The following is a 12541-nucleotide window of genomic DNA, read 5'->3' on the forward strand; positions in this document are numbered from 1 at the left end:
CGACCCCGGGAACCCGGGTTACCTCATAGCGGCCCGGACGGGAGCGGGAAAGCCGCACACCTCCGCCGAACGGTCACTCTGCGCGACGAACGGACAGTAACAGGGCCAGCCAATCGGTGTCACGAGCTATGACATCAATGGACGGAAAGGGACAGAACGAAACACCAGTTCGGCGCTTCGGCTTGTGACTGGAGTGGCGGTTGGCTAACGTGTCCACGGTTGTCATCAGGTCCACGGACGGGTGACGACGCGGCCAGCCGACGTTCATCCGAGCTTCACGGGCGCCGGTCGGTCGCTTCGGAACCCCGACAACGGAGGGTGTGCGTGCGCCAGCGCCTGTCGTCTGAGCCCGATCGATATCGCGGCCGTCGCCGCGTACCCACCCCCCCGCGGAGCCGCTACGCCGCGGTCGTCACCACCGCGTTCGTCGGAGCCGGCATCGTCGCCCTCGGGGCGAACGCCCTCCCCGACGCCAAGAGCGTCAGCCCGTCGGTTCTCGACGAGCTCAAGCAGGCCTCGATCACGAGCCAGGACGCGGCGGCCCGCGCCGACACGGCCGACCGCGCCACCCGTGACAGCCGCACCGACGGCAAGGCCGCGTCCGAGCAGGACACCTGGCTGCTCCCCCTCCAGGGTTACGACTTCAACTCGCCCTACGGCATGCGCTGGGGCAAGCTGCACACCGGCATCGACCTGGTCGCCCCGGAGGGCACGCCGTTCGTGGCGATCCACTCCGGCACGGTCACCAAGGCCGGCTGGTTCGGCGGTTACGGCTACGCGGTCATCGTCCAGCACCCGGACGGCAGCGAGGCGATCTACGGTCACTCCTCCGCGGTGAGCGTGCAGGAGGGCCAGCAGGTCAAGGCGGGCGACCAGCTCGGGCTGGTCGGCAACACCGGCCACTCGTACGGCTCGCACCTGCACCTGGAGATCCATGTCAAGGGCCAGCCGCTCGACCCGGTGCCGTGGCTGCAGGACCGCGGAGTGGACATCAAGCTGCAAGTAGAGGCAATCTACAGCGACGTAGCGGCTTCCTGACGCTCAGTATCGCCCGTTGACCGCCCGGATCATGCGATCCGGGCGGTTTGCTGTGCGGGCAAGTCTGCCGGGTCACACCGACGAATGTGAGCGGCGGCACAGCCGATCATGGCCGTCCCACCGGACAGGCAGCCCGAACCGGGGCCGAAGTGGGCAGAGACGATCACCGGCCACGCCCGCCTCCCGGGTGCCACTACCCGCCGCCGACCCGGCCGACACCAGTATTTCGAGGTCAAGTGCCCCTCGACTGTGAAGGTCAACCGTGTCGGAAGACAGCTCCATGCAGCACGAGAACACCCAGGACATCCCCACCCGGCCGCTGCCGCGCAAGCGGACCGGCCGGCGCACCACATACTTCATGATCGGCGCCGTCGCGCTGGTCGGTCTCGGCCTCGGCGGCGTCTCGGTCGCCACCGCCGACCACGGCACCCCGGCCCCGGCCGCCGTCGACTTCGACGCCCGGGCCCGCGCCGAGGCCGCCGCCCGCGCCGACCGCTCCGTCCGCGAGTCCACCGCCCCGGTGATCCCGTCCGCCACGCCGGCCAGCCCGGCACCGACTCCGTCGAAGGCCGCACCGAAGCCGACGAAGGCGGCCACCGCCAAGCCGAAGCCGAAGCCGAAGAAGACGGCCAAGCCGAAGCCGACCTGGGTGATCCCGATGAAGGGCGCCGAGATCACGTCCTGCTACGGGCCCCGCTGGGGCACCCTGCACGCCGGCATCGACTTCGCGATGCCGTCGGGCACCCCGATCCACGCCGCCGCAGCGGGCACGGTGGTGCAGGCCGGTGACGCCGGCGACGGGTACGGCAACTCGGTCTTCATCGACCACGGCAACGGCTACCTCACCCACTACGCCCACCAGAGCAGCCTGAAGGTCTCCGTGGGCGAGAAGGTCAGCGCCGGTGAGGTGATCGGCTACGAGGGTGCCACCGGTGACGCCACCGGGCCGCACCTGCACTTCGAGGTGCACAAGGGCCAGATGTGGAACCAGATCGACCCGGCGCCGTTCCTGCGCGCCCGGGGCATCGACGTGGCCTGCTGACGGCCGACAGCATGCGCGAGGGCCCGGTCCGGCGGTTCGCCGGGCCGGGCCCTCGTCGCTGAACTCAGAGCTTGTCGATCGGGGCGTGCCGGAGCACCAGCCACATGGTCTGGTCGCCGAAGTCGATCTGCGCCCGGGCCCCCGGGCCGTGCCCCTCCACGGCCACCACCCGGCCCAGCCCGTAGCGCTGGTGGTTGACCCGGTCGCCGGCCGACACCTTCGGCCCCTGGGGCAGCTCGCTGGCGGTGGCCAGCCGACTGCCGTCCACGCCGAGCCGCTTGGCGAGCTGCGCGGCCTTCGGCGTACCCCCGGTGAAGCCGCCACGCCCGCCGGGCACGCGGTCCGCACGGCCGCCGACGCCGCCGCCCCCGCCCGCCCACGAGGTGTACGACCCCTCGGTGCGCTCCCAGCGGACCAGCTCCGGCGGCAACTCCTCCAGGAACCGGGAGGGCGGGTTGTAGGCCGGCTGTCCCCAGGCCGAGCGGGTCACCGCCCGGGACAGGTAGAGGCGCTGCCGGGCCCGGGTGATCCCCACGTACGCCAGCCGGCGCTCCTCCTCCAGCTCGCGGGTGTCGCCGAGCGAGCGCAGGTGCGGGAAGACACCGTCCTCCAGGCCGGTCAGGAAGACCACCGGGAACTCCAGCCCCTTGGCGGTGTGCAACGTCATCAGGGTGACCACGCCCTGGTGGTCCGGGTCGTCGGAGGGGATCTGGTCGGCGTCGGCGACCAGCGCGACCTGCTCCAGGAAGCCGGCCAGGGTGGCCCGCTCCCCGTCGGCGCCCAGCGCCTCGATCCGCTCGGTGTACTCCCGGGCGACGCTGACCAGTTCCTGGAGGTTGTCGACCCGGCCGGCGTCCTGCGGGTCGAGGCTCTCCTCCAGCTCGGTCAGGTAGCCCGAGCGGGTCAGCAGCGCCTCCAGCACCTCCTCCGGGGTGCCGCTCTCGGCCAGCTCCCGGGCGCCGTCGAGCAGCGCCACGAAGTCGCCGATGCCGTTGGCGGCCCGGGTGGAGATGCCGGGGGCGTCCTTGGCCCGGCGCAGCGCCGCCCCGAACGAGATGCGGTCCCGGCTGGAGAGCGCCTCGACGCACGCCTCGGCCCGATCGCCGATGCCCCGGCGGGGGGTGTTGAGGATCCGGCGCAGGCTGACCGTGTCGTCGTCGTTGACCACGGCGCGCAGGTAGGCCAGCGCGTCGCGGACCTCCTTGCGCTCATAGAAGCGCACCCCGCCGACCACCTTGTAGGGCAGGCCGACCCGGATGAAGACCTCTTCGAAGACCCGGGACTGGGCGTTGGTGCGGTAGAAGACCGCCACGTCGCCGGGGCGGGTCTCGCCCTCGTCGACCAGCCGGTCGATCTCCCGAGCCACCCAGTCCGCCTCGGCGTGCTCGGTGTCCGCCACGTAGCCGACGATCTGCTCGCCGTGCCCGGCGTCGCTCCACAGCCGCTTCGGCTTGCGGGACGTGTTCCGGTCGATCACCGCGTTGGCGGCGTTGAGGATGGTCTGGGTGGAGCGGTAGTTCTGCTCCAGCAGGATCGTCCGGGCGTCGGTGAAGTCCCGCTCGAACTCCAGGATGTTGCGGATCGTCGCGCCGCGGAACGCGTAGATCGACTGGTCGGCGTCACCGACCACGCAGAGTTCGGCCGGCTCGATCCCCTCGGTGCCGGAGACCAGCTCCTTGATCAGCACGTACTGGGCGTGGTTGGTGTCCTGGTACTCGTCCACCAGGACGTGCCGGAACCGGCGGCGGTAGCTCTCCGCGACGTGCGGGTGCGACTGGAGCAGGTGCACGGTGGTCATGATGAGGTCGTCGAAGTCCAGCGCGTGCGCCTCACGCAACCGCCGCTGATAGAGCGTGTACGCCTCGGCGAGGGCCCGCTCGTTGGGCCCCTTGGCCCGACCGGCGAACTCCTCCGGGTCGACCAGCTCGTTCTTCAGGTTGGAGACCTGGGCGGCCAACCCGCGCGCCGGGTAGCGCTTGGGGTCGAGGTCCAGCTCCCGGGCCACCATCTGCATCAGCCGCCGGGAGTCGTCCGCGTCGTAGATCGAGAACGTCGACTTCAGGCCGGCGTGCTCGTGCTCGGCCCGCAGGATCCGCACGCAGGCGGAGTGGAACGTCGACACCCACATCAGCCGGGCCCGCGGGCCGACCAGGGCGGCCACCCGCTCCTTCATCTCCCCGGCGGCCTTGTTGGTGAAGGTGATCGCGATGATCTCGCCGGGGTGCACGTCCCGCGCGGCCAGCAGATAGGCGATCCGGTTGGTGAGCACCCGGGTCTTGCCGGAGCCCGCGCCGGCCACGATCAGCAACGGGGAGCCGGAGTGGGTGACGGCGTCACGTTGCGGACCGTTCAGCCCGTCGAGGAGGGCCTGCGGGTCGAGCCGGGCGGCGACCGACCCGGGCCGGTGCGGCGGGGTCGGCCGGGGCTCCGGCGCGGGCGGGGACGCGGGGATGTCGAAGAGAGGATGCATCGCACGGCGAGTCTATGCCGCCGGCCGGACACTTCCCGCCGCCGCACACCGGGACTCCGACGGGGGCGGCACCACCGGACACCGCGAGCAGGTGTGCCGTCCCACCTGTTGGTGGGTTTGCTTGCGCAGCCGTGCCGGCGGTCGGCATACTCGACGACGTGTTCGATCAGCGCTTCTACTTTTACTACGGCCCCGGGAGTCCGGCAGCCGTAGGTCGCGCCTGATCGTCAGACCTGCGAAAAAGCCCCGGGCTCTCGAGAGCCCGGGGCTTTTTCGTCCCGGGATCCGGGTACCGGGCCCGACACCCGAGGGGGTACGACGATGATGACTGACGTGGTGGAGTCCAGCGGCCTGGCCGGCGACCGGGCCGACACGAACCCGACCGAGGCCGCGGCGGCGCGGACCGGCACCGGCGACTCGGCGGCGGCCGAGCGGATCGTCGAGATCCGGGAGCGCATCGACGAGATCGACCGCACGATCATCGCGCTGTGGCAGGAACGGGCCGCTCTCTCCCAGGAGGTCGGCGCCACCCGGCTCGCCTCCGGCGGGACCCGGCTGGTGCTCTCCCGCGAGCGGGAGATCCTGGAGCGGTTCCGGCAGGCCCTGGGGGCCGACGGCACCCAGTTGGCGCTGCTGCTGCTGAGGGCCGGTCGGGGCCCGCTGTGAGGCGGCGGGACGCCACGCCGGCCGGCGACGGTGCCGACGGCGGGTCGGCAGCCGGGCGGGACGCCCGGGGTGCCCGGCGCCCGGCGTACCGGAAGGGTGCCGGCGGCGGGCGGTGGCCGCGCCGGCGCGACCGGGGCCCGGACGACGGAGGCCGGGCAGGACCGGCGGATACGACGAACCGCCTGCCGGCGTCGTGGTGACGTCGACAGGCGGTTCGCACGCGGTCACACCTCGTGGGTGGCGACGATCTCCCGCTTCTCGGCGAAGTGGCAGGCGCTCGGGTGGTCCGAGCCCGGCCGGATCTCCAGCAGCGGCACCTGCTCGGCGCACACGTCCTGTGCCTTCCAGCACCGGGTGCGGAACCGGCAGCCCGAGGGCGGGCTGATCGGCGACGGGACGTCACCGGTGAGCCGGATGATCGCCTTCTGGTCCCGCAGCGTCGGGTCCGGCACCGGCACCGCCGACAGCAGCGCCTGGGTGTACGGGTGGGTCGGCCGCTCGTAGATCTCGTCCTCGGTGCCGATCTCCACCATCTTGCCCAGGTACATCACCGCGACCCGGTCCGACAGGTGCCGCACGACCGACAGGTCGTGGGCGATGAAGACGTACGACAGCCCGAACTCGCCCTGGAGCTTCTCCAGCAGGTTCATCACCTGCGCCTGGATCGACACGTCGAGCGCGGAGACCGGCTCGTCGCAGACGATCACCTCCGGCCGCAGCGCGAGGGCCCGGGCGATGCCGATGCGCTGCCGCTGTCCGCCGGAGAACTGGTGCGGATAGCGGTTGATGTGCTCCGGGTTCAGGCCGACCAGGTCGAGCAGTTCCTTGACCTTGCCCCGGCGGCTGCCCTTCGGGGCCACCTCGGAGTGGATCTCGAACGGCTCGCCGATCAGGTCGCCGACCGTCATCCGCGGGTTCAGCGAGGTGTACGGGTCCTGCATCACCAGCTGGATCTGCCGGCGCAGCCGCCGCAGCGCGCCACCGGAGAGCTTGGAGATGTCCTGACCCTTGTAGTACACGCTGCCGCTGGTCGGCTTCTCCAGGTTCATCAGGACCCGGGCGAGCGTCGACTTGCCGCAGCCGGACTCGCCGACGACGCCGAGGGTCTCGCCGGTCTTCAGCTCGAAGGAGACGCCGTCGACCGCCTTGACCTGACCCACGGTCTTCTTGAACACGATGCCCTGGGTGACCGGGTAGTGCTTGACCAGGTCACGGACCTCGATGATGTTCTCAGTCACGGTTCACCAGTTCCTCGGCGAAGTGGCAGGCGCTGGCCCGGCCGGCACCGATCTGCAGCAGCGGGGGCACCTTCTCCCGGCACACCGGCTGCGCCATGGGGCAGCGCGGGTTGAACGGGCAGCCCGGCGGGATGTTCATGAGGTTCGGCGGCAGGCCCTTGATGGTGCGGAGCTCCTGCCCCTTCTCGTCCATCCGCGGGATCGAGTCGAGCAGACCCAGGGTGTACGGGTGCGCCGGCTTGGCGTACAGGTCGTACACGTCGGCTTCCTCGACGATCCGGCCGGCGTACATGACCGCGATCCGGTCCGCGACGTCGGCGACCACGCCGAGGTCGTGGGTGATCAGGATCATGCCCATCTGCCGTTCCCGCTGGAGTTCACCGAGCAGGTCCATGATCTGGGCCTGCACGGTCACGTCCAGCGCGGTGGTCGGCTCGTCCGCGATCAGCACCTCGGGGTCGAGCGCCAGCGACATCGCGATCATCGCGCGCTGCCGCATACCACCGGAGAACTGGTGCGGGTAGTTGCTGAACCGGCCCTTGGCGTTCGGGATCTTGACCTGGTCGAGCATCTCGATCGCGCGCTTCTTGGCGTCCGCGCGGCTCATGCCGCGACGGATCCGGAACTGCTCGGCGATCTGGAACCCGACGGTGAAGACGGGGTTCAGCGCGGAGAGCGAGTCCTGGAAGATCATGGCGATGCCCTCGCCGCGGATCCGGCGACGCTCCTCGGCGGACATGGTGAGCATGTCCTTGCCGTGGAAGCGGACCTGACCGCCGGTGACGAAGCCGGGCGGCATGTCCAGGATGCCCATGATGGTCTGCGCGGTGACGCTCTTGCCGGAGCCGGACTCGCCGAGCACGGCGAGGGTCTCCCCCGCGTCGACGTGGTACGTGACGCCGTTGATGACCTTGGCGACGCCGTCCCGGGTGCGGAACTCGACGCGCAGGTCGTCGACCTCGAGCAGCCGACCCGAGGGGCGGCCGGATCCGTCGGCGCCGGGCGCGGACTGCTCGGACACGAGAATGTCGGACAACTCAGTCTCCCCTATCGGAGCTTCGGGTCGAGGGCCTCGCGGACCGCCTCGCCGAGCATGACGAAGCTCAGCACGGCGGCGACGAGGAACGCGGAGGGGAAGAAGAGCAGGTTCGGCGCGACCCGGATGAAGTTCTGCGACTCACTGATCATGATGCCCCAGGAGACCACCGGGCTCTTCAGTCCGACGCCCAGGAAGGAGAGCGTCGCCTCCGCGCCGATGAACGAACCGACCATGATCGTCGAATAGACCAGCAGCGGCGCGAGACAGTTCGGCAGCAGGTGCTTGAGGATGATCCGGCCGGTGCCCGCACCGAGCGCCCGGGCGGCGACGATGTAGTCCGCCTCCCGGGTGGCCAGCACCGAGGAGCGCATCAGCCGCATCACGACCGGCCAGCTCAGGATGACCAGCGACGCGATCACCAGGCCCATGATCTTCGTCTTGCTGTTGTTGCTGCCCGAGCCGTTGAAGGTCGTCAGGATGACGATGGCACCGAGCACGAACGGCAGGCCGAAGAAGACGTCGGCGATCCGGGAGAGCAGCGCGTCCACCCAGCCGCCACGGTAACCGGAGATGATGCCCATCACGCCACCGAGCAGCATGGTGCCGACGACGGACACCAGCGCCACCACGATCGAGGCGCGGGCGCCGTAGATGGTCCGGGCGTAGACGTCCCGGCCCTGCACGTCGTAGCCGAACCAGGCGTCGGCGGAGGGCTTGCCGAGGCTGTTGTTCAGCGACCCGTTCACGGCGTCGCCGGAGGTGAAGAGCGTCGGGAAGGCCGCCATCACGATGAACAGCAGGATCAGCGTTGCGGAGATCCAGAACAGCGGCTTGCGACGCAGGTCACGCCAGGCGTCACCGAGGAGGCCACGCGGCTTCTCCTTGCGGGCGCTCTCCGGCAGGCCGGCGTTGGTGGGGGCACCGATCTCGGTCGGCTGCTCCGGACGGGGAGTGCTGACGATCGACGCGGCGGAGGGGTCACTCATAACGGATCCTCGGGTCCAGGGCGGCGTAGAGCAGGTCGACCAGCAGGTTCATCAGCAGGTAGACCAGCACCAGCACCACCACGATGGAGACAACGGTAGCGCTCTCCTTGGTGACGATCGACCGGTAGACCTGTCGACCGATGCCGTTGATACCGAAGATGCCCTCGGTCACGATCGCGCCACCCATCAGCGCGCCGAGGTCGGTGCCGAGCAGCGTGACCACCGGGATCAGCGAGTTGCGCAGCAGGTGCACCCCGACCACCCGGCGCATCGGCAGGCCCTTGGCGATCGCGGTCCGCACGTAGTCGGCCCGCCGGTTCTCGGCGATGCTCGTCCGCGACACCCGGGCGATGTACGCCATCGAGGCGCTACCGAGCACGAATCCCGGGATGATCAGTTCGGAGAACGGCATCTCGCTGGAGACGGTCGGCGTGACGATCTTCCACTGCACCCCGAAGGTCCACTGGAGGACGAAGCCGACGACGAAGACCGGCAGCGCGATCAGGAACAGCGACGAGACCAGGACCAGGTTGTCCAGGAAGCCATTGCGGCGCAGGCCGGTCAGCACGCCGGCGGTGAGGCCGATGATCGCCTCGATCGCCAGGGCGACAACGGCCAACTTCAGCGTGTTCGGGTACGCGGTGGCGATGACGTCGTTGATCGACAGACCGTTGTAGGTCGTCCCGAAGTCCCCCTGGAGGAGGTTCTTCATGTAGATCGAATACTGGACGAAGACGTTCTGGTCCAGGTGGTACTTCTCGGTGAGCGCGGCGACGTACTCCGGCGGGCAGCGACGCTCACCGCACTTGCCGGCGAAGGGGTCGCCGGGCACGGCCCAGACGAGCCAGTAGATCAGGAACGTCGTACCGATGAAGACCGGCACTAGTTGGAGCAGCCGTCTCACGAGATAGCGGCCCATGGGGTGGTCCTCCAGACAGGGGGCGCGTCGGCGGCCGACACGATGGTGACAGCGTGCGAGGAGGGATGCTGGTGACATCCGCTCGCGACAGCGTGCGAGGAGATGTTGTAACACCCGCTCGCGGAACGGCCCCGGGCCGGGCCCACCGGTTGTGGCGGGCCCGACCCGGGGTCATACCGATCGGATCAGAGCTCGACCGAGGAGAGGTCCAGCTCACCGACGTTGGTCAGCTCGAGCTTCTTGATCTTCTCCGAGTGGCCGGACTGCTGGCCGTAGAAGTAGACCGGGATGGTCGGGACGTCCTCGTCGACCTTCTTGAGGGCCTCGCCGAACTTCTGGTGCGACTCCTCGATGCTCGCGGAAGCGCTCGCGGCCTTGGCCAGGGCGTCGACCTCGGGGTTGCTGTAGAGGCCGTCGTTGGAGGAACCACCCTTGACGTAGAGCGGGTTCACCCAGTTCTCGATGTCCGGGTAGTCCTGCTGCCACGCGGCACGGTACGGGCCGGTCATCTTGTGGGCGTTGATGTTCTGGCGGAACACCGCGAAGGTCGGGACGCCCTCGGCGCGAGCGTTGATGCCGAGGTTGGTCTTGACCTGCTGCGCAACGGCCTCCATCCAGTCCTTGTGGCTGGAGTCGGCGTTGTAGTAGAAGACCATCTCGCCCTGGAAGCCACCGGCCTCCTGGAGGAGCTGCTTGGCCTGGGTGACGTCGAACTTGCAGGCGGTGCAGTTACCGGCCGGGGCGCCCGGGGTGAGCGGGTTGGCCCAGCTGTCGGCCGGCTTGCGGGTCCCGAAGAAGATCTTGTCGGAGATCGCCTGCCGGTCGATCGCCATCGAGACGGCCTTGCGCAGCTTCGGGTTGGCGAAGCGCTTGTCGTAGATCGGGAACGCGATGAACGCGGTCGACGGGGTGACCGTGTTCATGGCCCGCTCGCCCAGGTCGGCCTTGTACTTCTCGCCGGCCAGCGCCGAGGTCGGGATGGTCTCCATGAAGTCGAGGTTGTTGCCCACCAGGTCGGCGTAGGCAGCGTCCTCGCTCTGGTAGAGCTTGACGGTGACGTCCTTGATCTTGACCTTGTCACGCAGGTTGTAGTCGTCGAAGCGGGTCAGCTTGATCGCGACGTTGTTCTCCCACGACACGAACTTCACCGGGCCGTTGCCGATCGGGTTCTTGCCGAACTCCTCGGGCTTCATGGTGAAGAACGCGTCCGGCAGCGGCATGAAGGCGCTGTAGCCGAGCTTGGTCGGGAAGACCGCGGTCGGGGCCGAGAGGGTGACCTCGAAGGTCTGGTCGTCGATGACCTTCAGGCCGGACATCTTGTCGGCGGCCGGCTTCGGGGCCTTCTGCGGGCCGTCGTCGTCCGGGTCGACCGAGGTGACCTGGTCGTAGCCGGCGATGTCGGAGAAGAAGCTACCGTTCGCGGCGCCGTTCGGCGTGTAGGCCGCCCAGTTCCAGGCGTCGACGAAGTTCTTCGCCTTCACCTCGGTACCGTCGTGGAACTTGGTACCCTTCTTGATCTTGATGGTGAAGACCTTCGAGTCCTTGGTGTCGATGGACTCGGCCAGCGCGTTGCGCGGCGCCCCACCGTCGTTCGGGTACTCGACCAGGCCGGTCCAGATGTCGTCGATGATCTTGCCGCCACCGGTCTCGGTGGTGTTCGCCGGAACCAGGGGGTTCTCCGGCTGGACGCCGTGGATGGTGATGGCGCCGTCCTTGGTGGCGCCGGCGTCGCTGCCGTTGCCGCCGTCGCTGCTCGAGCAGCCGGACGCGACGAGCGCGAATGCCGCGCCCACCGCGATGGCGCCGCTCGCCCGCTTCGAGACTCTCATTCCGAGGGGCCTCCTCTTTCTAACCTGGTTCCGTCGTGGGTTTCACGCACGTCATGGGGGGTGACACCACCGTCGGCCCCGAACCGCGGGCCGCCGGTTTACCGCAGAGAAATCGGGACACCCCGGGGGCGCCGATTCGCCGGGCACCGCACCGTCGGCGGCAACGCCGTACGGGATCGACAACCACGATCCGCCATGAGATGGTGGCGTTGCGTGGCCGACGGCCCGACGGGTTCCGCACCGGGGTGAGGTGCTGCCACTGTGACACCCACCGGCCCATTCCGTGAAGGTGCCGTTATCAAGCCGTTAGTTGGTCGGCACGTTGCCGATACTTGAGAAAAGATCATGAAACATGCCGGTCGTACCGCTCTGAGCAGGTAAGACACGGTCCCACGAGGCTCCCGGCCGCCGATTCTGTGAGCGACTCCACCCGCCCTCCGGCACCCCGCGACGTCCGCCGCGACGCGGCAGTCTTTGTCCGTCCGGCTGAGGACGATCAGGCTGTGCGGGCACCATCACCGGCCGGGTGGAGGAGGCAGCCGAGGTCGGACCCCCTCCGCCCTGCGGGGCAACCGCCCGACCGGCGTCACGCTCCGGACAGCATGACCGGAAACGGTCAGCCGGTCGGAGACCTCACACCAGCCGGCGGTCCGCCGCCCAGCGGGACAGCTCGTACCGGTTGGACATCTGGAGCTTGCGGAGCACGTTCGACACGTGCGTCTCGACCGTCTTGATCGAGATGAACAGCTCCTTGGCAATCTCCTTGTACGCGTACCCCCGGGCGAGCAGCCGGAGCACCTCGCGCTCCCGGTTGGTGAGCTGGTCCAGCTCGGGATCGGCGACCGGGGTGTCCGGCCGGGCGGCGAAGGCGTCCAGCACGAACCCGGCCAGCCGCGGGCTGAACACGGCGTCCCCGTCGGCCACCCGGCGGATCGCGTCGGTCAGCTCGTCCGGCGAGATGGTCTTGGTGACGTACCCCCGGGCACCGGCGCGGATCAGCCCGATGACGTCCTCCGCCGCGTCCGAGACGCTCAACGCCAGGAACTTCACCTGCGGATGCGTACGCCGCATCGCCTCCAGCACCGCCCGGCCACCGCCGTCGGGCATGTGCACGTCGAGCAGCACCACGTCCGGGCCGGTGGCCGCGATCCGGTGCACCGCCTCGGGCACCGTGCTGGCCTCACCCACCACCTCGACGTGTGCGCCGAGCTCCGCCCGGACCCCCGCCCGGAACATCGCGTGGTCGTCGACGAGGAACACCCGCAGCCGCCCGTCCCGGGCCTGCGTCTGTTCGACCGGTCCGTGTTCGGCCAT

10 protein-coding genes are annotated in these 12541 nt (G+C 69.5%); 3 read left to right on the forward strand and 7 right to left on the reverse strand.

All coding sequences use genetic code 11. From position 1 onward, the window contains the following. Positions 1-324: 324 nt before the first annotated feature. Entirely contained in the window at positions 325-1038 is a 714-nt protein-coding gene (locus tag MRQ36_RS08685; protein WP_242794394.1) for a M23 family metallopeptidase, read from the forward strand. Positions 1039-1318: 280 nt separating this feature from the next. After that, on the forward strand, positions 1319-2080 hold the full coding sequence (locus MRQ36_RS08690; RefSeq protein ID WP_242800946.1) for a M23 family metallopeptidase: 762 nt from the start codon (positions 1319-1321) through the stop codon (positions 2078-2080). 64 nt (positions 2081-2144) lie between these two features. On the opposite strand, the gene pcrA is transcribed toward MRQ36_RS08690, so the two are convergent. Further along, a complete protein-coding gene (pcrA, locus tag MRQ36_RS08695) occupies positions 2145-4550 on the reverse strand; it encodes a DNA helicase PcrA (protein ID WP_242794395.1) in 2406 nt (801 codons plus the stop codon). A 321-nt stretch (positions 4551-4871) separates the two neighbouring features. Between pcrA and MRQ36_RS08700 the strand changes: the two genes are divergently transcribed. After that, positions 4872-5216, forward strand: coding sequence for a chorismate mutase (locus tag MRQ36_RS08700; protein ID WP_242794396.1), 345 nt, complete (start codon positions 4872-4874; stop codon positions 5214-5216). A 224-nt stretch (positions 5217-5440) separates the two neighbouring features. Here the strand turns inward: MRQ36_RS08700 and MRQ36_RS08705 are convergent, their stop codons facing one another. The 6 genes from MRQ36_RS08705 to MRQ36_RS08730 form a co-directional block, all read right to left on the reverse strand. Beyond that, positions 5441-6454 (reverse strand): ABC transporter ATP-binding protein, encoded by a 1014-nt coding sequence (locus MRQ36_RS08705; protein WP_242794397.1) that lies wholly within the window; start codon positions 6452-6454, stop codon positions 5441-5443. Next, positions 6447-7475: an ABC transporter ATP-binding protein gene (locus MRQ36_RS08710; RefSeq protein WP_242800948.1), complete on the reverse strand. Its 1029-nt coding sequence runs from the start codon at positions 7473-7475 to the stop codon at positions 6447-6449. Before MRQ36_RS08710 ends, MRQ36_RS08705 begins: the two co-directional genes overlap by 8 nt. Before the next feature lie 26 nt (positions 7476-7501). Beyond that, positions 7502-8479 (reverse strand): ABC transporter permease, encoded by a 978-nt coding sequence (locus tag MRQ36_RS08715; RefSeq protein ID WP_242794398.1) that lies wholly within the window; start codon positions 8477-8479, stop codon positions 7502-7504. Continuing rightward, complete coding sequence (locus MRQ36_RS08720; protein ID WP_242794399.1) at positions 8472-9398, reverse strand: ABC transporter permease; 927 nt, start codon at positions 9396-9398, stop codon at positions 8472-8474. The genes MRQ36_RS08715 and MRQ36_RS08720 overlap by 8 nt, the downstream gene beginning before the upstream one ends. 185 nt (positions 9399-9583) lie before the next feature. After that, positions 9584-11227 carry an ABC transporter substrate-binding protein gene (locus MRQ36_RS08725; protein ID WP_242794400.1) on the reverse strand — a complete coding sequence of 548 codons (1644 nt, stop codon included), beginning with the start codon at positions 11225-11227 and terminating at the stop codon, positions 9584-9586. A 633-nt stretch (positions 11228-11860) separates the two neighbouring features. Continuing rightward, positions 11861-12541: a response regulator transcription factor gene (locus tag MRQ36_RS08730; RefSeq protein WP_242794401.1), complete on the reverse strand. Its 681-nt coding sequence runs from the start codon at positions 12539-12541 to the stop codon at positions 11861-11863.

Source organism: Micromonospora sp. R77 (assembly GCF_022747945.1).
Lineage (GTDB): Bacteria > Actinomycetota > Actinomycetes > Mycobacteriales > Micromonosporaceae > Micromonospora.

Excerpts from the sequence above, each read along its gene's own strand:
- MRQ36_RS08690 (WP_242800946.1), top strand. The coding sequence starts at position 1,319 with ATGCAGCACGAGAACACCCAGGACATCCCCACCCGGCCGCTGCCGCGC.
- pcrA (WP_242794395.1), bottom strand. The coding sequence starts at position 4,550 with ATGCATCCTCTCTTCGACATCCCCGCGTCCCCGCCCGCGCCGGAGCCC.
- MRQ36_RS08700 (WP_242794396.1), top strand. The coding sequence starts at position 4,872 with ATGATGACTGACGTGGTGGAGTCCAGCGGCCTGGCCGGCGACCGGGCC.
- MRQ36_RS08715 (WP_242794398.1), bottom strand. The coding sequence starts at position 8,479 with ATGAGTGACCCCTCCGCCGCGTCGATCGTCAGCACTCCCCGTCCGGAG.
- MRQ36_RS08720 (WP_242794399.1), bottom strand. The coding sequence starts at position 9,398 with ATGGGCCGCTATCTCGTGAGACGGCTGCTCCAACTAGTGCCGGTCTTC.
- MRQ36_RS08725 (WP_242794400.1), bottom strand. The coding sequence starts at position 11,227 with ATGAGAGTCTCGAAGCGGGCGAGCGGCGCCATCGCGGTGGGCGCGGCA.
- MRQ36_RS08730 (WP_242794401.1), bottom strand. The coding sequence starts at position 12,541 with ATGGCCGAACACGGACCGGTCGAACAGACGCAGGCCCGGGACGGGCGG.